Genomic DNA, 20,383 nt, shown 5'->3' with positions numbered 1-20,383 from the left:
GGTAGGAGTGATCGCCACCACACCGGCGGAGGACGTGCTTCCACCACCGACCCTACGTCAGCGGCCGTCAGCCCCGGGCTGACTCCAGCCCCGGAAGGGTGACCCGGATGCGGCAGCCGCGGGGCGACTCGGCGACGCCGATGCGCCCGCCGTGCAGGTCCACCGCCCAGCGCGCGATCGCCAGGCCCAGGCCGGTGCCCCCGTCGGAGCCGGGGCCCGAGGGGGCCGGGCCGCCGCGGTTGAACCGCTCGAAGACCCGGTAGCGCTCCGCCTCGGGGATGCCGGGACCCTCGTCCTGCACCTCCAGCACCAGGCTCTGCGGCCCCTCGCCGCGCCGGGCGTGCACCGTGACCCGGCCGTGCCGGGGGCTGTGCTTGATCGCGTTGTCGATGAGGTTGGCGACGACCTGGTGCAGCCGCTCGGCGTCCGCGTGCGCGGTCAGCTCCGGCGGCGAGACGTCGAGGTGGAGATGGACGTCCGTACGGGTGTGGGTGCCGGAGCCGGCCAGCGTGGCGGCGCCCCGGCTCATGTTGGCCTCCTTGAGCACCCCGGACAGATACGGCCAGACCTCGAAGCGGCGGGAGTGCAGCGGCACCACCCCGTTGTCCAGCCGGGACAGGTCCAGGAGGTGCTCGACCAGGCGGCCCAGCCGCTCGGTCTGCTTCAGCGCCGTGCGCATCGTCTCCGGGTCCGGCTCGCAGACGCCGTCCACGACGTTCTCCAGCACGGCGCGGAGCGCGGCGATGGGGGTGCGCAGCTCGTGCGAGACATTGGCGACCAGTTCTTTGCGGTGGGTGTCCACCGCTTCCAGGTCGGCCGCCATCCGGTTGAAGGCGTTCGCCAGGTCACCGAACTCGTCACGGCGCCCGGAGCGGACCCGGCGCCGGTAGTTGCCGTGCGCCATCGACCGGGTGACATCCGTCATCTCGTCGAGCGGGGCGGTCAGGCTGTTGGCCACGAACTGGGTGATCAGCAGCGAGGCGATGATCGAGAAGATCGTGATCACCCGCAGCTCGGTCGCGGAGTGCATCGCCACGAACACGAGCAGCGTGGTGATGATCACCGAGACGCTGACCAGCGCCCCGAGCGCGGCCTTCACCGAGCGGTACGGGTCCAGGGGGCGCAGGCCCTCCCAGATCCGCTGCCACAGCGCGTTCAGCGGGGAGTGGGGCCACCGCCTCATGCGGGCGGGGTCTCCAGCGCGTAGCCGACGCCGTGCACCGTGCGGATGCGCTCGGCGCCGATCTTGCGGCGCAGCGCCTTGATGTGGCTGTCGACCGTCCGGGTCCCGGAGGCGTCCGCCCAGTCCCACACCTCGGCCAGCAGCTGCTCACGGGAGAGCACCGCGCGCGGGGTGTTCGCCAGGCAGACCAGCAGGTCGAACTCGGTGGGCGTCAGATGGACGTCCGCGCTCCGCACCCGAACCCGGCGCTGGGCGTGGTCGATCTCCAGCTCGCCCAGCCGGAGGATGCCGCTGCGCGGGGTGTGCGCGGCCAGCGCGGCCCGCTCGACCCGGCGCAGCAGGACATGCACCCGGGCGGCCAGCTCCCGCATCGAGAACGGCTTGGTCATGTAGTCGTCGGCGCCGACGCCGAGGCCCACCAGCATGTCGGTCTCGTCGTCCCGGGCGGTGAGCATCATCACCGGCACCGGGCGCTGGGCCTGCACCCGGCGGCACACCTCCAGGCCGTCGAAGCCCGGCAGCATCACGTCGAGGACCAGCAGGTCGGGCTGCCAGGCCTCGGCGGTGTCCACGGCGGCCGGGCCGTCGGTGGCCGTCTGTACCTGGAAACCCTCCGCGCGCAGCCGGGCCGCGATGGCCTCGACGATCGTCGGGTCGTCCTCCACGACCAGGACCCGGCGCTGGGCTCCCGGCGTGGCCGCGGCGGCGCCGCCCTGCGTTGTCTGAGTCTGGTCCATCGCCCGCCCCTGCATGTCCCCTGCGTGGTCGCGTCTTGCTGGGCAGCAGCGTACGGGCATGGCGCGACTGTCGGCTACGCGCCCTTCCGCGCGAGATGGACCACGTCAGGGACGCCTCGGACAACGGGGATCTCTTCCGTATGTACCCCGCTGAATCCGGCATTTCGTAGCGCTTCCTCGAAGGCCGGCGAGGGCTGCGCGGACCAGACGGCGAGCACTCCGCCGGGGGTGAGACGGTCGCGGCAGGCGGCGAGCCCGTCGGGGGAGTAGAGGCTGTCGTTGTCCTCGGTGACGGTCCAGTCGGGGCCATTGTCGATGTCCAGGCACAGGGCGTCGTAGGTGTCCCGGTCCGCCTCCGCGCGCAGGTGGGCGACGAGGTCGGTGTGCAGGATCTCGGTGCGCGGGTCGGCCAGCGCCTCCGCCGAGACGGCCGACAGCGGGCCGGTGCGGTGCCAGTCGATGACCGCCTCCTCGCGCTCGGCGACGACGATCCGGCCCCAGCGCGGCTGCCCGGCCGCACGGGCCAGGGAGAAGCCCACGCCGAGGCCGCCGATGAGTACGGAGGGGCGGGTGCGGCCGGCCGGCAGGGCGTCCAGCGCGGCGTCGACCAGCAGCCGCTCGGACCGGCCGTCGGAGGTGTCCATCAGGAAGCAGCCGTTCGCGATGATCTCGTAGACCACCGGTGCCGCGGGGGTACCGGCGCCGTCGGTCCCGGGCGCCGCGGGGGGCCCGCCCCGCCGCCGCAGCACCACCTCGCCGTACGGACCCTCGCGGCGGTCGAGCGTGCGCGGGGCCTCGGGGGCGCCGGCCGTTGCCTGGAGCGGTGTCACGGGAGCCATGGCGCCATGGTGGCCAATCCGGGGTGCGCCGGTCCAACCCTTTGGGGCGTATCCGGCACCGGCCACCCGGACGTGCGGGCCTCGCCGACGGTTGCTCTGTGTGATGGATCTCACTCTCACAGCTTCCTCATGGGTTGAGCATGCAGGGTGGTCCGGGACGTAGGGCAAGGCAGAGATTCACGGCCGAGGGACACGGGCGTGGCTCACCGGATGCGCCAGGACGGAAGGGGCCTCGGACTGTGAGCTGGCTGGGAACCGCCGAGAGGATACGGGCCGTTCAGCGGCCCGCCGCCGCACCGCGACCGGACACCCGTCCGGCCGGGACACCGGGGCTGCTGCCCGGTATCCCCCGGCAGCGCGGCGGCCGGGAGACCGCCGCCCGGTCGGCGCCCGGCGCCCTCGCCGCGGCGGGGCCCCGGCGGCTCGGGCAGCTGCTGCCCACCCCCGCCGGCACGCCCTTCACCCTCGGCTACGCCGTGCTCCTCGCGGTCACCTCGCTCTTCGCCGAGTACGCCGACCCGGGGCTGGTCTCCGAGCTGCTGCGCGGCTCCAGCACCGATGTCGCCCATCTCGCCCAGGCCCCGCTGCTGGTGCTGGTCGCCAGTGCCCTGTGGATAGCCGGCGGGATGACCTCCGCGTACGCCCTCGCCTTCCTCTTCGTGCTGACGGCGCTGGAGCGGCGGATCGGCGCCATGAAGACCGTCGCGGTCTTCTTCGGCGGCCATGTGCTCGCCACGCTGGCCACCGAACTGCCCGTGGCCTTCTCGGTCGCCGCCGGCGGTCTGCCGGAGAGCTCGCTGCACCGCCTCGACTACGGCATCAGCTTCGGCGTGATGACCTGCACCGGCGCCCTCGCCGGGCTGCTGCCGGTCTGGTCGCGGCTGCCCCTGCTGGCCGGCGTCGGCTATCTGGCCGTGACCGATCTGCTCGCCTACGCCGACCCGCTGACGGACTGGGGGCATCTGCTCTCGCTCGCCCTGGGCACGGCGAGCTGGCCGCTGCTGCGCCGCTGGCGCGCCCGCCACGCCACACCCGCGCCGCTCCTCGGCGACCTGGGCCACCCCGCCCTGCGGGGCGCGCGGACGTACTGAGCGTCCCGGCCCCGGCGGTCCCGGAGGTCGCCCTACGGCCGCGCCGTCGCCCGGTAGGTGTGGGTGATGGCGTAGGCGCAGCCGCCCAGGAGCGCCACACCGGAGAGCACCCCGCTGACGAACGGCACCCACACCACGGCGGAGGTGGCCGCCATGCCCAGGCCGGTCGCGCCGAGCGCGGTCAGCGTGGCGCCGGGGACGGCGATGCTGCGCCGCTTCCATACCGCCATCAGGGCAACGAAGTGCAGCCCCACGATCAGCGCGATCCAGGCCACCGCGGTCTGTTCGGGGGCCCCCGCGGCCCGCAGCGCGAGATTGCCGCCGACCAGCAGCACCGCCTCCGCCCCCACGACGAACGCGAACTTCCCCCGGAACCAGTCCGCCTGAGGCGCCTCCGCGTCGTCCACCACGGGCCGTCCGCGCCGCCCCGCCAGCAGCGCGAGCGCGAGCAGCCCGGCGAAGGTGAGCACCGCGAGCACCCGGAGGGTGATGCCGATCGCCCGATTCAGCGGGTCGTGCGCGTTGGCGACCACGAACACCGTCCCGAAGAATGCGCCGATGAAAACTCCGGACATCCGCTGCAACATGCCGTGAAGGTAGCAGTCATGACGGGGCGTGAGGCGGGAAGCGAGGGGGCGTTCCGCGACGGTCTGCCGGAGCGGAGGTGCCGCCTGGTGCGTCTCCTCGAATCGCGCGCCGTGGCCCCGTGGGCGCCCGAGATCCGGAGGAGGCGCCCACCCGCGGGGCTCATCGTCCCCGATCCGCAGTCGAGTACGTGCCCTCACGAACAGTCGACTCGTCATACCGGTAACGCCCCGCCGGAGCATCTCAACAAGTTCGTGTGACGACTCTGGTGAGTACCGGCGCCTGAGGGCTTTCCGGACAAGCAGCCATAGCTGCCGGGGAGTTCGGCGGTGTTGCGGAGGTGCGACCGGGACACGGGCCCAGCGTTCTCTCCGTCAATCGCGACCGGCGTGCGGTAGCCACTGGGCCGGTGATAACCCGCGCCCCGCTCCGATCAGGGGGCAAGGGAATTGTCCAACTGCCCGCCCAATTGCTCAGCTTGAGGCCGATCACCTCGTTCGTTCACGACAGGGGGTGGACCGGACATTCTGCCGATAGCTCTATCCAGGTAACGTGCGGCATTTTTGGGCTGGTTACAGGCGGAGGGTTTCGAATCACCCCCGCGCTGACGGGTCGACATATGGTGATAGATTCGCCGGACGACAGTGCCAACTTACCTGTCATGAGCGCGTGTTCACTAGGGATGGTTCGAGAGTGCCCAATAGCGGCGACGGCTTTGAAGCCGATCCGGATGAGCTCAGGGCTGGAGCTTCGGATGTACTGAAATGCCTTGACCCGGCCAAGGGGGTCGATTTCGGGGCGCTGAATGACGAATTCGATGGTTCCGATCAGGGCGAAAAGATTCTCGCTGACAAGTTCGAAGCCTTCTGCGAGACGTGGGAAGTGGCCTATCTCGTTCTCGGTGACCGCGCGGGCGACATCTCGGACAAGCTGAAGAGCCAAGCGGACACCTATGAGCAGAACGAAGCCCATACCGGCGACTACATGAAGTACATCAATCAGCACAAGAACGGTTCGGGACTGTAACAACGGGGGACGGGCATGACGGAAGAGTTGGGCGAGACCAAGGACCCCAAGGGGCTCATCCCGGGCAATGCAGGGGACGTCGAGGGCGTCGCGCGGGCTCTGAAGAAACAATCCGGAAAATTCGAGACCGTCGCAAACGGGCTCGGCGCCGTACGAATATCTGGCTGGAACGGTGCGGCCAGCGACCAGTTCTGGGAAAAGCTTTCCGGTGAGAAGAAGAACTGGCTCTACGCTTCCGATGCGCTGTCCGACGCGGCCGTGGCAGTCAGCAGTTACGCCACGGCGTTGAGCACGGCGCAGGGGAAGGCCCGGGAGGCAATCGAGCTGTGGGACGGCGGCGATAAAAGCCAGGCCCAGCTGATTCTGCGGACTGCCCGACAGCATGTGCGGGACGAAGCTGATTCGGCGGCGGGAAAGCTGAAGGACGCGGCCGGCGGCGCTTCCGACGCACCGTCCTGGCTGCAACGGGCGGGCAAGACTGCCGAGCAGCAAAAGGAATCGGGAAAGAGCAACGTCACCCTCAAGGACCTCTACGAGTCCAACCCGCTGTCCGAAAAGCATCAGAAGTTCTACGGTGCGTCGAAGCCCGACCCCAATGCGCCGCCCGCTGACCCCCAGGCTAAGAAGCCCCGAGGCTTCGAGGCCAAGCTGTGGGAGCGGAAAGCCGAGGTGAACGCCTGGGAGAAAGAGGCCGAAGGCGAGTCGCAGTTCGGAGACGACGGGAAGGTATCCGGGAAGGCCGGTCTCAAACTTCTCGGGGCGGAAGGCACGGCGGGCGCGTCGGTCAAGGACGGCAGACTCCAGGTCGGAGCCGGCGGTAAGGCGTACCTGGCGCAGGCCTCCGCGGAGGGCGGCGTCGAGTACGGCATGGCCGCTGCCAAGGCGGATGCCACGGCCTTTGCCGGTGCCGAGGCGCAAGTGAACACATCCGTGGGCAAGGATGGCGTGCACGCGGGTGCCGAGGCCTTCGCGGGCGCCAAGGCGACTGCGAGTGGCCACGTGGACGTGGGTGGTATCGGGGCCGGTGCCACCGCTGAAGGATGGGCCGGAGCCGGAGCTGCGGCACATGCGGATGCCGGCATGAAAGACGGGAAGTTCGTCATCGGCGCTGATGTGGGCGTAGGACTCGGACTCGGGGGCAAGGTCGGTTTCCAGGCCGAGATCGACCCGCAAAAGGTCGCGGACTCGTTCAGCGACATAGGGGACAAGGTGGGTGACGGCCTCGACGCAATGGGTGACGGACTGGAGTCCATCAATCCCTTCGGATGACACTGGCCTCGTATTTCGCACACTAGGGAGTTGATCCACGATGGCGACCACGCTGCCGGTAAAGATTGAGTTTTCACTGCCGGAGGGCTGGCAGTCGGCGCCCCCCGATGAGGTGGGTGCTCCCGGAGTGGCTTTCATTGCACTTCACTCCGAGTCGCAGGACAAGTTCACCGCGAATATCACCATCGCGGGCAAAGTCCGGGACGAAGCCGACCTGCTCACACTCGCGCAGGAGTCGGTCCGGCGGCTGCGCGAGGGGGCGACGGTGAGCGTCGCCACGCAGGCCCAGGGGGGCACCCAGGAAGTGCCTGCGCTGACCCAGACGCTGCGTATCTCCACCACCTTGCGCGGGCTGCCCGTGGAGTTGGTCCAGAGCCAGGTCTACCTGCTCATGCATGATGCGCACGACCCGTCCAAGCATGCGGTGATCGAGTTGGCATTGACAGCCAAGCAGTCCCAGCTGGATCAGGTCGCGGACGACTTCGAGGAGTTCGTCAGGTCCGTGCGTCCTGCGGGCCCTGACGCTGCGTAAGCTCCGTGCACCCCGGCGCTCATGGGTGAGCCCCTCCCGACAGGAGTCGGGAGGGGCTCACCCATGAGCGCGGTCCTTCAGGCGCGGTGTTGCGCCTGAGTCGGCCAGTGGTCCAGGACGTCGCACAGATAGTTCAGCTTCTCGTCGATGTGTTCCGCCCGGAGTCGCCCTCGATGCCAGGTGAGCAGCACGTCTCCCTGGAACCGCAGGGGCTCGTCTTTGGCGCGGGCGTCGGACATGAGGAATTGCGCCAAAGAGTCGTTGAGGGCAGTGCGCGTGAACTCTTGATCGTTGGCGATCACGCGAAATGCTTCGTCGAATGCCGGGTCGCCCAGCTCCATCACCTTGCCGCCGCCGAACACGGCGTCCGCTCGCGCGTTGATCTTGTCCAGTGCCTGCGGCTTTTTGATGACCATCCGCGGTACCGACGTCGGCATCGTCACGGCGAACACCGCGGAGTACCGCACGGAGTCCGGGCCGTCCGCGTTCATTTCGCGCGAGTTGCGCTCGAAGCAGCTGATGGTGCGGCCGCGGAATTCACCGACAATGTAGTCCCGCAGGGGGATGTTGACGCCCTTCATGGGCAGTGGGTCCCCCCCGCAGTAGCGGTCTCCCTGCCCGGGGGCCCAAGCGGTGTGGCTCCACCCCCGGCTCTCCACCAACTGGAGCAGCTCTTCCAGCTGTTGGGGGCTGCGGTTATCCCTTTTGTTCACATACCGCCAGACCCAGATGAACAATCCGAAGAAGGCGGCGATAAAGAGGAAAAGGCCGATAATGAGGGCTGTTTCCCATGGCTCGTTCATGCGGCACGAGTATGTCGGACGGTCCGGCGAACGCGCCCGTCGGGGGCGGCTGGTGGGTGGGTCACCCCTGTTTGCCCCGCTCGTATATGAGCTTCAGGGCGTGCCGTGGCCACCTGGACCTCTCTGGTCCGCCCGGTGATTCCGAATGACGAGCCCTAGCCCAGCCAAAGGAGCACGGCGTCCCCCTCGTCCGCTGCGGCGCGGAGGAACGGCCGCAGCAGTTCGTAGTACTCGCGGACGTAGTCGAGTGGTTCGCCCCGCTCCCAGACGACCAGTGGATAGACCCGCGCCGCGGCGAGGTCCGCCGGGGCGACGCCGGCCGTCAGGCGCTCGGCGGATATGCCGGCCAGTGCCTCGGCGGCGTTCCGTACCTGCTCGGGGGTGAGGTAGCGGGGTGGACCGTAGCCCCAGTCGTCGGCGTCGGGGACGGCCTGCTCGCCGTGGACGATGTCCACCGGGAAGTCCCTGCGGCGCAGCAGGAATCCGAGGGCGTCCCAGGCCTTGTCGATGTCCAGGCAGCGCGCCGCCGCCGGCTCCGGGGCCGTCGCGGCCTCCGCCTCCATCCGTCCGCAGACCAGCTTCAGCGCCCACTCGGGATCGCCCAGGGCGCGGTCGAGTTCGGCGGGAGTGACACGTGCGTACTCTCCGATCATGCTCATACACCCGAGGTTAGGGGCGACCACTGACAACGCCGGGTGCCCGCCGCGGCGGTGGGCGGGAGCGGCGAGCTGACCCCGGCGGGCGCGGCGGTCCTCCCGGTGCCTGGGAGAATGGCGGTCCCTTCCGGGCACGGCTTCCTGTGGTGCCCGCCGGCCGTAGGAGTACCCGCCCCGTGTCCCCAGAGCGCACGCCCTCGATCCCGGACGTCAAGGATCTCGGCCTGCAGTCCGACTGCGGCAGCTGCTTCGGACTGTGCTGTGTCGCGCTGCCGTTCGCGGCCTCGGCGGACTTCGCGATCGACAAGGACGCCGGCACGCCCTGCCCCAACCTGGAGTCCGACTTCCGCTGCGGCATCCACCGCGACCTGCGCCCGCGCGGCTTCACCGGCTGCACCGTCTTCGACTGCTTCGGCGCCGGCCAGAAGGTCTCCCAGGTCACCTTCGGCGGACGGGACTGGCGGCAGGCACCGGAGTCCGCCCGGCGGATGTTCGACGTCTTCCCCGTCATGCGGCAGCTGCACGAACTCCTCTGGTATCTGGCCGAGGCGCTGACCCGCCCGGCGGCCGGCCCGGTCCACGCCGAGCTGCGCGCCGCCCTGGAGAAGACCGAACGCCTCACCCGCGGCAGCGCCGAGGAACTCACGGAACTGGATGTGCCCGCCCACCGGGGTGAGGTCAACGCCCTGCTGCTGCGCACCAGCGAACTCGTCCGGGCCGGTGTCCCGGGCCGGAAGAAGGAGCGGCGGGGCGCCGACCTCATGGGGGCCCGCCTCCGGGGTGCGAACCTCCGGGGCGCCAATCTCCGTGGGGCCTATCTGATCGCCGCCGACCTCAAGGGCGCCGATCTTCGCACGGCGGACCTGATCGGCGCCGACCTGCGCGCCGCCGACCTCTCCGGTGCCGACCTCACCGGGGCGCTCTTCCTCACCCAGTCACAGCTGAACGCGGCCAAGGGCGACGCCGCGACCGAACTGCCGCGGAACCTGACCCGCCCCGCCCACTGGGGGTAGCGGCGGTGGCGGGACGACCGGTCCCGCCGCCGGACGGTGGGCGAGCGCTGAGCGCCCGCCGGGCCCGGCTGCACCGCCGCGCGCCCCCTGGCCCCCGGCCCAGCCGCATCGCCGTGCCCCCGCTCGGCCCAGTCGCACCGCCGCGCGCCCGCCGCACCGCCACGCGCCCCGGCCCGCCGGCCGCACCCCCTGGGCCGCCGGCCTGCCGACGCCCCTCCCCGCCCCCCTTCTCCCTGCGCCTCATCCCCCCTCCCCCCCCGATCGCTCACAGCGAACGCCCCCGGGGGAACATCTCCCACCCCGGCTGCATTGAGTGAGTACAGCTCAACTTGCTTGCCGAAGGGGAGATCATGGCTTCGACGTCCACATCGCTCACTCTGCCCGTGCTGCCTCTCGATGACGAGGTCGTGCTCCCTGGCATGGTGGTGCCTCTGGACCTGTCCGACGCGGACGTACGGGCAGCGGTGGAGGCCGCTCAGGCCGCCGCCTCCTCGGGTAACAAACCGCGGGTGCTGCTTGTGCCCCGCATCGACGGGGAGTACGCGGCGTTCGGCACGCTGGGGCGGATAGAGCAGGTCGGGCGGCTGTCCGACGGCGACCCCGGCGCGCTGATCCGGGGTCTGGGCCGGGTGCGGATCGGGTCCGGCACGACCGGGCCCGGAGCCGCGCTCTGGGTGGAGGGCACGACCGTCGAGGAGACGGTCCCCGATCCCCTGCCCGGCGCGGTGGCCGAACTCGTCACGGAGTACAAGGCGCTGGCCACCAGCTGGCTGCGCAAGCGCGGCGCCTGGCAGGTCGTCGACCGCGTCCAGCAGATCGAGGACGTGCCGGCGCTCGCCGACAACTCCGGCTACTCGCCGTTCCTGACCACCGAACAGAAGGTCCGGCTGCTGGAGACCACCGATCCGGTCGCCCGCCTGAAGTACGCCACCGAGACGCTGCGCGAGCACCTCGCCGAGCAGGACGTCGCCGAGTCCATCGCCAAGGACGTCCAGGAGGGCGTCGACAAGCAGCAGCGGGAGTTCCTGCTGCGGCGGCAGCTGGAGGCGGTCCGCAAGGAGCTGGCCGGGCTCAACGGCGACCCGGAGGACGAGGGCGACGACTACCGTGCCCGGGTCGAGGCCGCCGATCTGCCCGAGGAGGTCCGCAAGGCCGCCCTCAAGGAGGTCGACAAGCTGGAGCGGTCCAGCGACCAGAGCCCCGAGGGCTCCTGGATACGCACCTGGCTGGACACCGTCCTCGAACTGCCCTGGAACGAACGGACCGAGGACGCCTACGACATCGCCGGCGCCAAGGAGGTGCTCGACGCCGACCACGCGGGCCTGGAGGACGTCAAGGAGCGGATCACCGAATACCTGGCCGTCCGCAAGCGGCGGGCCGAACGCGGCCTCGGGCTGGTCGGCGGGCGCCGCGGGGGCGCGGTGCTGGCGCTGGTCGGCCCGCCCGGCGTCGGCAAGACCTCGCTCGGGGAATCCGTCGCCCGTGCCATGGGCCGGAAGTTCGTCCGGGTCGCCCTCGGCGGCGTCCGCGACGAGGCGGAGATCCGGGGGCACCGCCGTACCTATGTGGGGGCGCTGCCCGGCCGGGTCGTCCGGGCCATCAAGGAGGCCGGGACGATGAACCCGGTGGTGCTGCTCGACGAGATCGACAAGGTCGGCTCCGACTTCCGGGGCGACCCGGCCGCCGCCCTCCTGGAGGTCCTGGACCCGGCGCAGAACCACACCTTCCGCGACCACTACCTGGAGGTCGAACTCGACCTCAGCGACGTGGTCTTCCTGGCCACCGCCAATGTCCTCGAAGCCATCCCCGAGCCGCTGCTCGACCGTATGGAGCTGGTCCGGCTGGACGGCTACACGGAGGACGAGAAGGTGGTCATCGCCCGGGACCATCTGCTGCCGCGCCAGCTGGAGCGGGCCGGTCTGGAGCCCGGCGAGGTGACCCTGGAGGACGACGCGCTGCGCAAGCTTGCGGGGGAGTACACCCGCGAGGCGGGCGTGCGGAATCTGGAGCGCGCGGTCGCCAGGCTGCTGCGCAAGGTCGCGGCCCAGCACGAACTGGGTGAGCGGGAGCTGCCGTTCGCGGTCGGTGCGGAGGAGCTGCGTCCGCTGATCGGGCGGCCGCACCACACCCCGGAGTCGGCCCAGGACCCGGCCGAGCGGCGCACCGCGGTGCCCGGGGTGGTCACCGGTCTCGCGGTCACCGGCGCCGGTGGCGATGTGCTCTACGTGGAGGCCTCGCTCGCCGATCCGGAAACCGGGGCGTCCGGGCTCCAGCTGACCGGCCAGCTCGGCGACGTGATGAAGGAGTCCGCGCACATCGCGCTGTCGTTCCTGCGCTCCCACGGCGCCGAACTGGAGCTGCCGGTCGCCGACCTGAAGGAGCGCGGTGTGCATCTGCACGTACCGGCGGGCGCGGTCCCGAAGGACGGGCCGAGCGCGGGCGTGACGATGACGACCGCGCTGGCCTCGCTGCTGTCGGGCCGGCAGGTCCGGCCGGACGTGGCGATGACCGGTGAGGTCTCGCTGACCGGGCGGGTGCTGCCGATCGGCGGCGTCAAGCAGAAGCTGCTGGCGGCGCACCGGGCCGGTATCGGCACCGTCATCATCCCGAAGCGCAACGAACCGGACCTGGACGACGTCCCGGCCGAGATCCTCGAAGCCCTGGAGGTCCACCCGGTCGCCGACGTCCGCCAGGTGCTGGAACTCGCCCTGACACCGGCGTCGAACGGCGCCGCCCCGGAGGTACCGGTCGCGGTGTGACGGCCACGACGGCCGGTCCGGCTCCCACCGGAGGAGCCGGACCGGCCGTCGCGCTCACGGGGAGCCGCTAGCCGTTCGCCAGCGCCCGGAGCCGGTCCATCGCGCCGTTGAAGCGGTTGTGGTCACCGACCGTCGGGCCGGAGGAGGTGTACTGCCAGATGGTGTGGAAGCCCCAGCCGGCCGGGAGTTCGCCGGCCGAGGAGCCGTAGCGGGGTATCCACAGGGGGTTGACGGCGCCGAAGGCCGCGGAGTTGCCGGTGCACTGCTTCCACCAGTTGGTGGAGGTGTAGAGGACGGCGTCCCGGCCGGTGCGGGCCTTGTAGGTGGCGAACCAGTCCTTCATCCAGTTGACCAGTCCGGCCGCGCTCATCCCGTAACAGGTCGCGCCGTAGGGGTTGTACTCCATGTCGAGCGCGCCGGGCAGTGTCCTGCCGTCCTTGGACCAGCCGCCGCCGTGGTCGGCGAAGTACCTGGCCTGGGCGGCGCCGCTGGAGGTGTTGGGGGTGGCGAAGTGGTACGCGCCGCGGATCATCCCGGAGTTGTACGAGCCGTTGTACTGCTGCGCGAAGTACGGGTTGGTGTAGCTGGTGGACTCCGTCGCCTTGACATAGGCGAAGCGGACACCGCTGTTCCAGAGGGTCGACCAGGCGACGTTGCCGTTGTGGCTGCTGACGTCCACGCCTTCGACGGAGGCGAGCGGGGCGGCCGGTGGTGCGCCGCCGGCCGTGCCCTCGTGCCGGGCGATCTGGGAACCGGCCCAGTCCTGTCCGGGGTGGGTGGGTTCCGGTGCGCGCGGTGCGGCCGCGGCGGTGCCGGGCAGGCCGAGGAGGAGGGAGACGAGGGTGAGCAGGACCCCGGCCACGGTCGCGAGGGAGCGTGCGGGGCGGTGGGGGGAGCCGGATCTGAGCACGGACATACGTGCCTCCGAAGATCTCGGTGGGATGACCTGAGGGGGGAGGAGCTGAGGCATGGCACCGGCGTGCCGACACGGAGAGGCGGGGTGCACGACGCCGCGGCGGGTACCCCGGCCGCTTGGTATGGCCATGCCATAAATGACGATACGCGCGTAGACCGAGGGGGCAGAAGAGGGGCGGCGGGCTGCCGTTGGTCTAATCCTGCGAAATACTGGCCGAGCTGCGGCTTCGGCCGCCGAGGGCGGAAACTTTCAGGTGAGGAAACGCGGGAATGGGCGCTGACGTGCACGACACCGGAGCCGACGGGACGACCGCGGCCGGAGAGCCGACGGGTGTGGATCACGTGTTTCTCGCCCTGGAACGTGAATTGGCGGTGTTTCTCCGCCGGGCCCGTGCCTCGTCCGGCGAACTGGCACGAGAGGTGCATCCCGATCTGGAGCCCGCCGCCTACGGCCTCCTCGTACGGCTGGCCGACGCCGGCGCCCAGCGCGCCACCGACCTCGCCGGCTACTTCGGGGTCGGCAAGGCCACGATGAGCCGTCAGCTGCACGCCCTGGAACAGCTCGGACTCATCGCCCGCGAACCGGACCCGGCGGACGGCCGCGCGGTCCTGGTGCGCCTCACCGACGAGGGCCGGGAGCGCTTCACCCGCGTCCGCACCGGCCGCCGCGCCCGGTACGCCCGCCGCCTCGCCTCCTGGGACCGCGGCGAGGTCGCCGAACTCGCCCGGCTGCTGCACCGGCTGAACGCGGACAAGGAGGGCGAGGAGGGATAACCGGGCCGCAGTACGGTCCGGGCCCCGCCCCCTGACGACGTCGGGTCCCGCGGAAATCCCCCTGCCCGCAGGTGCGGTGGCCGCCGCCGGACGGGCGCCGCCGCGAGGCCGTTCCCCCGCGGCGGGAAAACATGCCCCGCCTGTCCGTGGTTGTCACGGCGCCACAAAAACCACCGCCGCGTCGTCCCGCGCCTTGCCGCGCGGAAACGCTGTGCCCGCCGGGTCCGCCGCCTCCGCGGCCCGCACCCGGTCGATCAGCGCCTGCGGGCCCTGCCCTGACACCAGGGCCACACAGTCCGCCCAGGAGCCCTCCCGGAAGACCTCGACCCAGCGCCCGGCGCCGTCGCTGAGCGCGGTCAGTGAGCGCAGGCCGGTGCGCGGGGTGCTGCCGGTCACCGCGCGGGCGGCCACCGCCGGGTCGGCGGCCGCGGTGAAGAAGCCGCCCTCCGCGTTGCGCAGCGCCTCGACCGCGCGGCCGTACTCCCGGCCCGCCGCGGCCCGTTCCGCCGAACCGCGGGGCAGCGCCCGTACGGCCGCCCGCAGCTCCCGGACCGCGGGCGGCAGTTCGTCCAGCCGGGAGTCGCGCACCGGCTCCACCGAGCCGTCCGCCCGCTCCAGGAGGAGCACCGAGTCGGACAGGACGAGGTGCTCGACGGTCTCCCCGGACCACCGTGCGGCGATCACGGTTGCCTGCGGAGTGCGGACGTGAGAAAGGTCACAGGTCTCCCGGTGGCCGTCGGCCGTCCGGGAGATGGCCGCGGCGAGAGCCTCAGTGAGCGTCATATCCCGGTGTGAAACCGACAGTTCGAGCATTGCGCCCCCGAGCCGCGCGGTGAACCAGGGCACCCCATGGGCGCAGCCGGCGTCGTCCTCCGGGGGCGTCACGCCGTCCAGCAGGACGAGGGCGCCGCCCTGACCGGAAGCGGGCAGCGCTACCGATGCGTAGTCCTCGTTTGGGCGTTGGGGATCGCCGGGCTCGGTGGCGAGTGCGATGTGCATGCCCGGAAGTCTGCCGGAGGCGGCGGCCGCGGCCCGCTGGGCGGACGTCCGCCGCCGCGTCCGCGCCGGGCGGGCCACGGGTTTACCGGGGGTAAGGAGCGCCGGTCCGGCCGTGTGCGGGCGGGCATCCTTCCAGGAGCGCGACGCATCTCCAAACCCGTTCGGGGGTTGCGCGGGGTTGCGGCAGGAAACGGTGGCGCACGGAAGTTGAAGGCCAAACTCCGAGTGATGTTCACTCGTTCAGGTGGCCGGGCATGTGTTGCCGAGCCACTGCGCGGCGCCGGTGGAATGGTCGTTGCCCGGATCATTGGGGTGAGGTCAGGACATTCGTCGCGACGCGCAGAGCCGGGCTGTTTCCCTTCGCGGAAGTGTGCGCGCTGCGGTCATTCGCGCAGGTCCGCTCCGCGAGCGGAGAAGCGAGCCGGGTCCGCGACGCCACAGGGCGTGAGCAGGCGAGACAGGAATGCGAGCAGCGGTGCGGAAGATGCGGCTTCGAGGCGGCGCAGGGAAGCCGGGTTCACCGGCCGGTTCGGTCCCGGGACCGGGCAAGGGCTCGGTGCCTGGCAAGGGCCCGGACGCGAAGGACGGAACGGACGCGACGGACGGCACGACTCCCTCGGGACGGCGTCCCGCACGGGTGCGCCACCGGCTCGTCGGGGCGGTGGCCGTGGTGGCCGCCGCCGTCCTCGGTGCCGGCGCCCCCGGTCTGGCGGCGACGGCGGACGACGCCAACACCGGCCAGCAACTGGTCGATCTCGCCGAGCTGAACGCCCGCGCCATCGCGCTCGCGCACTCCCTCGCCGACGAACGCGACGGGATGACCGCGTATGTCGCCGCCGGCCGCGGCAGCCGTACCGCCGCGGGGCGGGGCGGCGGAGCCGGAAGTGACGCGCCCTCGCGGACCCAGCGCGTCCGCGTGGACCGGCAGATCGGCGAGCTGCGCACCGAGGCCCAGGACGCCTCGGGTGACACCGCCGTGTACCGCGCCGCCGCCAAGCTCCTGGCCGCACTGCCGCAAACCCGTCAGAAGGCCCTGTCGGGGCCCGGATCGGCCGAGCAGGCCTACAACGCCTACACCGAGGCCATTCAGGCACTCGGGGCGATCAGTGACGACATCGCCCGTGGACTGCCGGCCCGCGCGGACTCCGCGAACGCCGACACCCGCGCCCTGCCCGCTCTCGGCCGCGCCACCGAACAGGCCGCGGGCACCCGTGCGCTGCTGCTCGCCGGGCTCGGCGCGGGCGGCAGCCAGCCCCGGCTCACCACCCTCGCCCAGGTCGCCCACCTGCGGGAACAGGGCGCGGTGGGCGACTTCCAGCAGGCCGCGAGCCAGGCCGCCCGGGACCGCTACGACCGCACCGTCACCGGCGCCGACGTCAACACCGCCGAGCGTTATCTGACCCGGCTGACCGACCAGCCCCGGCTGGACGCCCTCGACCTCCGCCTCAACCGCCAGCGGGTCCAGAGCACCCTCACCAACCGCGTCGGGCTGATGCGGGGCGTCGAGTCGGCCATGGCCACCGCCGACATCCAGCGGCTCGGCGGACTGCGCGACGACGCGGTCACGGAGCTGGAGGTCCGCATCGGTCTGGAGGCGCTCTGCCTGCTGCTGGCCGTCGGCGCCGGGGTGTGGGCCGCGCGCTCCCTGACCCAGCCGCTCGCCGCGCTGCGGATCGGCGCCCGGCGGGTCGCCGCGGACCCCGCGCACGAGGAGCCCATCACCTACAAGGGCCGCGACGACGAGTTCGCCGCCGCCGTACGGTCCGTCAACGCGCTGCACGCCCAGGTCGGCGAGCTGGCGCGGCGCAGCACCGAGCTGGAGGGCGAGCGCAAGCGGCTGGTCGGCGGCCGGCAGCGGCTGGTCGCCGAGCGCGAGGTGCTCCAGGAGCAGGGCGAGACGCTCAAGGAGGAGATCGCCGATCTCACCGAGCGGCTGGCGGCCCTGCACAACGGCGTGCACGGCCGGTTCGTCAACCTCTCGCTGCGCACCCTCGCCCTCGTGGAGCGCCAGCTCGGCGTCATCGAGTCGCTGGAGGAGAGCGAGCAGGACCCGGAACGGCTGGAGACCCTCTTCAAGCTGGACCACTTCGCCGCGCGGATGCGCCGCAACAGCGAGAACCTCCTCGTCCTCGCGGGCGCGGAACAGCACAGCACCAACCACCAGGGCCCGGTGCCGCTGCTGGACGTGCTGCGCGCCGCGATCAGTGAGATCGAGCGGTACGAGCGGGTCCGTATCCAGTCGCTGCCGCCGCACTCCCAGGTCGCCGGGTTCGCCGCGGACGACCTCAGCCACCTGGTCGCCGAACTCCTGGAGAACGCCACCGCGTTCTCGCCGCCGAACGCCCATGTGGAGCTGTCCGGCTGGCTGCTGGAGAGCGGCGAGGTCATGCTCTCGGTCCAGGACGAGGGCATAGGGATGACCTCGGAGCGGATGGCCGAGCTGAACGAGCGGCTGACCGACGTCGAGGCCGCCTCGTCCTCGGAGACCATCGACGAGGCGCTGGGCCTCGGGCTGTACGTCGTGGTGCGGCTGGCCGCCCGGCACGGCGTCCGGGTCCAGCTGCGGGACGCGAAGCAGGGCGGCGTCACCGCCGTCGTCGTCCTGCCCGGCTCGATCCTGCCCACCCGCCCGATCCCGTCGGCCTCCCCGGCCGGCGCGCCCCAGGACGTGGCGCACACCCCGAGCCTGCCCGGCTCGGTCGCCGAGGCGAACTCCAACGCGCTGCCGTCGCGGTCCGCGCGGGCCCTGGGGGCCGAACCGGCGGACGGCCCGGCGGCCCCCGCCGTGGCAGCCGACCGGGACACCGGCCGGGCCCCGGACGAGGACACCCCCGTGGCCGCCGAGCGGACCACCGGGGCCGGCACCGCACCGGACACCGGCCAGGACGGCACCCCGGACGCCGCCCCGGCGCCCGTCGCCGACCCGTTCGTCGCCGCAGCGGAGCGCGCGATCGACGCCGCCGGCCTCGGCGTCCCGGCCGAACCGGCACCGGAGCCCGCCGCGCAGCAGCCGGCCGGCCCGACCACCCACGCCGCGGCCGAACCGAGCCCGTACGGCCCGCAGTCGCCCGGCCCGTACGGCGCCACCACCAGGGGCACCGGTGACCACGTGCAGCCCGGTGAGGAACCGCGCCCGGCCGACGGCCCGGCACCGGCGGAGGGCCCCGAAGCGTCCGGCGCGCCCGCGGCCGACCCGTACGCCATCGGCCCGGACGAGCACAGCCGTGCCACCGACGCGGCACCCACGGACGCGGCGGCACCCGCCGACCCGTCCCCGGCCGGTACACCGGCCGACCCACAGACCGCTGCCGCCCCGCCCGAGGGGAAGCAGCGGACGACCTCCATGGGGCTGCCCAAGCGCACGCCCAAGGTCGTGGCGCAGCAGCAGGCGCCCACCGCCCCGCGCAAGAGCGGAGCGGCCAACGCCGAGGCGCTGCGGCGCCGGCTCGGCGGTTTTCAGGCGGGGGCGCGCGTCGGCCGACGTGAGGTCGAGGCCGAGATCGCCGAACACACAACGGAGCTGACCACCCCACAGACGGACACCGACGGAGCGGGGGCCCCGGGAGAGAGCCACGTTGTCGAGGAGGCACGCGATTGAAGGCGCAAGCGCCCACTGCTTACGGACAGGGCCTGAGCAGTCAGGCCCGGAATCTGCACTGGCTGCTGACCAACCTGGTCGACGAGGTGCCGGGCATCCGCTCGGTCGCGGTGGTCTCCTCCGACGGCCTGTTGCTGCTGTCGTCCGACCCGGACCGGACGGAAGAGGCGGCACGGCCGGGCGGGGGTGACGGTCCGCGCGGCTCCAGCGCGGACCTGGCCACCATCGTGTCCGGAGTCGGCAGTCTCACCAACGGTGCGGCCAAGCTGATGGACGGCGGGTCGGTCAAGCAGACGATGATCACGATGGACGAGGGCAGCGTGTTCGTCATGTCGATCAGCGACGGTTCGCTGCTCGGCGTGCACGCCACCCCGGACTGCGACATGAACGTCATCGCCTACCACATGGCGCTGTTCGTCGGCCGCGCCGGCCATGTCCTCACCCCCGAACTCCGCAGCGAATTGCGCAAGTCGATGGAGAGCGCCAAGTGAGTAGTAGCAAACTCCCCGTGCGAGGCGGGGACCGGAAACCCTCACGCGTACGGCCGTATTCGCTCACCGGTGGCCGGACGCGGTTCGGGCACGTGCTGCTGGTCGAGACGTTCGTGGCCGCACTGGAGGCGCCCGAGGAGCGGCGTGAGCTCACCTCCGGCGGCTGGGGCGACCGGGTCATGCCGGAGATGCGGGCGATCGTCGAACTCTGCCGCCGGATGCGCTCGGTCGCGGAGATCTCCGCACTCCTCAAGATGCCGCTGGGCGTGGTCCGGGTACTCCTCAGCGACCTCGCCGACCAGGGAAAGATTCGCGTCTACGGCACCGGGCACGGCTCCGGCCGGCCCGACCGCGCGCTGCTCGAAAGGGTGCTGAGTGGACTTCACAGGCTCTGACACGATATCGGCCGGATCGACGGCGACCGCCGGTTCCGTGGGTCAGGCCGACGCGGCGGCCGGCGCCGCCGACGCGGGGCTGCAGAGCTGGCAGACGGACCGTTCGCGGGCGCCGATCGCCACCAAGATCGTGGTGGCGGGCGGCTTCGGCGTCGGCAAGACCACGTTCGTCGGCTCGGTCTCGGAGATCACCCCGCTCCAGACCGAAGCGGTGATGACGCAGGCCAGCGCCGACACGGACGATCTGACCGCCACCCCGGAGAAGACCACGACCACGGTCGCGATGGACTTCGGGCGGATCACCCTCGACCAGGAACTGGTGCTGTACCTGTTCGGCACGCCCGGACAGCAGCGCTTCTGGTTCATGTGGGACGACCTGGTGCGCGGCGCGATCGGCGCGATCGTGATGGCCGACACCCGCCGCCTGGAGGACTGCTTCCCGGCGCTCGACTACTTCGAGAGCTGCGGACTGCCGTACGTCGTCGCGGTCAACCACTTCGAGGGGACCGAGGCGTTCGCCGTCGAGCACGTCCGCGAGGCGCTGACCGTGCCGCCGCGGGTACCCGTGGTGATCATGGACGCCCGCGAGCGGACCACGGTGATCCAGTCGCTGCTCGCGCTGGTCGGCCACGCCCTGGAGACCGCGCCGGAGTGACCGGACCGTAAGGTCGCGCACCTCCCCCACACACTCTCCCCCGAACACCAGCAGGAACAGAGA

The 20,383-nt window shown here is 71.7% G+C and carries 19 protein-coding genes; 11 read left to right on the top strand and 8 right to left on the bottom strand.

Annotated features, from left to right (window positions below; translation table 11 throughout):
- Positions 1-67 precede the first annotated feature (67 nt).
- The 3 genes from ACWC9R_RS15550 to ACWC9R_RS15540 form a co-directional block, all read right to left on the bottom strand.
- Positions 68-1,183, bottom strand: a complete 1,116-nt coding sequence (locus ACWC9R_RS15550) for a HAMP domain-containing sensor histidine kinase (protein ID WP_450731926.1) — start codon at positions 1,181-1,183, stop codon at positions 68-70.
- Positions 1,180-1,920, bottom strand: coding sequence for a response regulator transcription factor (locus tag ACWC9R_RS15545; protein ID WP_450731924.1), 741 nt, complete (start codon positions 1,918-1,920; stop codon positions 1,180-1,182). The genes ACWC9R_RS15550 and ACWC9R_RS15545 overlap by 4 nt, the downstream gene beginning before the upstream one ends.
- A gap of 74 nt (positions 1,921-1,994) precedes the next feature.
- Positions 1,995-2,759 (bottom strand): spermidine synthase, encoded by a 765-nt coding sequence (locus ACWC9R_RS15540; RefSeq protein ID WP_450731922.1) that lies wholly within the window; start codon positions 2,757-2,759, stop codon positions 1,995-1,997.
- 239 nt (positions 2,760-2,998) lie between these two features.
- On the opposite strand from ACWC9R_RS15540, the gene ACWC9R_RS15535 reads away from it, so the two are divergent.
- Positions 2,999-3,850 carry a rhomboid-like protein gene (locus tag ACWC9R_RS15535; RefSeq protein ID WP_450731921.1) on the top strand — a complete coding sequence of 284 codons (852 nt, stop codon included), beginning with the start codon at positions 2,999-3,001 and terminating at the stop codon, positions 3,848-3,850.
- Positions 3,851-3,882: 32 nt separating this feature from the next.
- Here the strand turns inward: ACWC9R_RS15535 and ACWC9R_RS15530 are convergent, their stop codons facing one another.
- The gene (locus tag ACWC9R_RS15530) at positions 3,883-4,437 is read right to left on the bottom strand and encodes a hypothetical protein (protein ID WP_450731919.1); all 555 of its coding nucleotides are present in this window, start codon (positions 4,435-4,437) and stop codon (positions 3,883-3,885) included.
- 691 nt (positions 4,438-5,128) lie between these two features.
- Between ACWC9R_RS15530 and ACWC9R_RS15525 the strand changes: the two genes are divergently transcribed.
- The 3 genes from ACWC9R_RS15525 to ACWC9R_RS15515 are packed head-to-tail and all read left to right on the top strand — an operon-like array spanning position 5,129 to position 7,262.
- Positions 5,129-5,461: a hypothetical protein gene (locus ACWC9R_RS15525; RefSeq protein WP_450731918.1), complete on the top strand. Its 333-nt coding sequence runs from the start codon at positions 5,129-5,131 to the stop codon at positions 5,459-5,461.
- Positions 5,462-5,476: 15 nt separating this feature from the next.
- Positions 5,477-6,730 (top strand): putative T7SS-secreted protein, encoded by a 1,254-nt coding sequence (locus ACWC9R_RS15520; protein ID WP_450731916.1) that lies wholly within the window; start codon positions 5,477-5,479, stop codon positions 6,728-6,730.
- Between the two features lie 40 nt (positions 6,731-6,770).
- Positions 6,771-7,262: a hypothetical protein gene (locus ACWC9R_RS15515; RefSeq protein WP_450731914.1), complete on the top strand. Its 492-nt coding sequence runs from the start codon at positions 6,771-6,773 to the stop codon at positions 7,260-7,262.
- 77 nt (positions 7,263-7,339) lie between these two features.
- Here ACWC9R_RS15515 and ACWC9R_RS15510 read toward each other — a convergent pair whose 3' ends face one another.
- Positions 7,340-8,065, bottom strand: a complete 726-nt coding sequence (locus tag ACWC9R_RS15510; RefSeq protein WP_450731912.1) for a hypothetical protein — start codon at positions 8,063-8,065, stop codon at positions 7,340-7,342.
- Positions 8,066-8,220: 155 nt separating this feature from the next.
- On the bottom strand, positions 8,221-8,724 hold the full coding sequence (locus ACWC9R_RS15505; RefSeq protein ID WP_450731911.1) for a YfbM family protein: 504 nt from the start codon (positions 8,722-8,724) through the stop codon (positions 8,221-8,223).
- A gap of 173 nt (positions 8,725-8,897) precedes the next feature.
- Here ACWC9R_RS15505 and ACWC9R_RS15500 point away from each other — a divergent pair, with 173 nt between their 5' ends.
- Positions 8,898-9,734, top strand: coding sequence for a pentapeptide repeat-containing protein (locus ACWC9R_RS15500; protein WP_450731910.1), 837 nt, complete (start codon positions 8,898-8,900; stop codon positions 9,732-9,734).
- Between the two features lie 350 nt (positions 9,735-10,084).
- Positions 10,085-12,493: an endopeptidase La gene (lon, locus tag ACWC9R_RS15495; RefSeq protein WP_450731908.1), complete on the top strand. Its 2,409-nt coding sequence runs from the start codon at positions 10,085-10,087 to the stop codon at positions 12,491-12,493.
- Positions 12,494-12,560: 67 nt separating this feature from the next.
- Here the strand turns inward: lon and ACWC9R_RS15490 are convergent, their stop codons facing one another.
- Positions 12,561-13,409 carry a lysozyme gene (locus tag ACWC9R_RS15490; RefSeq protein WP_450731907.1) on the bottom strand — a complete coding sequence of 283 codons (849 nt, stop codon included), beginning with the start codon at positions 13,407-13,409 and terminating at the stop codon, positions 12,561-12,563.
- 269 nt (positions 13,410-13,678) lie between these two features.
- Between ACWC9R_RS15490 and ACWC9R_RS15485 the strand changes: the two genes are divergently transcribed.
- Positions 13,679-14,182 (top strand): MarR family winged helix-turn-helix transcriptional regulator, encoded by a 504-nt coding sequence (locus ACWC9R_RS15485; protein ID WP_362604580.1) that lies wholly within the window; start codon positions 13,679-13,681, stop codon positions 14,180-14,182.
- 153 nt (positions 14,183-14,335) lie between these two features.
- On the opposite strand, the gene ACWC9R_RS15480 is transcribed toward ACWC9R_RS15485, so the two are convergent.
- Positions 14,336-15,181 carry a hypothetical protein gene (locus ACWC9R_RS15480; protein WP_450731905.1) on the bottom strand — a complete coding sequence of 282 codons (846 nt, stop codon included), beginning with the start codon at positions 15,179-15,181 and terminating at the stop codon, positions 14,336-14,338.
- A gap of 556 nt (positions 15,182-15,737) precedes the next feature.
- On the opposite strand from ACWC9R_RS15480, the gene ACWC9R_RS15475 reads away from it, so the two are divergent.
- The 4 genes from ACWC9R_RS15475 to ACWC9R_RS15460 are packed head-to-tail and all read left to right on the top strand — an operon-like array spanning position 15,738 to position 20,320.
- A complete protein-coding gene (locus ACWC9R_RS15475; protein ID WP_450731903.1) occupies positions 15,738-18,779 on the top strand; it encodes a nitrate- and nitrite sensing domain-containing protein in 3,042 nt (1,013 codons plus the stop codon).
- Positions 18,776-19,270, top strand: coding sequence for a roadblock/LC7 domain-containing protein (locus ACWC9R_RS15470; RefSeq protein ID WP_450731902.1), 495 nt, complete (start codon positions 18,776-18,778; stop codon positions 19,268-19,270). The genes ACWC9R_RS15475 and ACWC9R_RS15470 overlap by 4 nt, the downstream gene beginning before the upstream one ends.
- A complete protein-coding gene (locus ACWC9R_RS15465) occupies positions 19,267-19,665 on the top strand; it encodes a DUF742 domain-containing protein (protein WP_450731901.1) in 399 nt (132 codons plus the stop codon). Before ACWC9R_RS15470 ends, ACWC9R_RS15465 begins: the two co-directional genes overlap by 4 nt.
- Before the next feature lie 37 nt (positions 19,666-19,702).
- The gene (locus tag ACWC9R_RS15460) at positions 19,703-20,320 is read left to right on the top strand and encodes a GTP-binding protein (protein WP_362604571.1); all 618 of its coding nucleotides are present in this window, start codon (positions 19,703-19,705) and stop codon (positions 20,318-20,320) included.
- The last annotated feature ends 63 nt before the right edge of the window (positions 20,321-20,383 follow it).

The organism is Streptomyces sp. NPDC001219 (genome assembly GCF_053597915.1).
The sequence above is the reverse complement of the archived record's forward strand: the minus strand, read 5'-3'. Positions and strand labels throughout refer to the sequence as shown.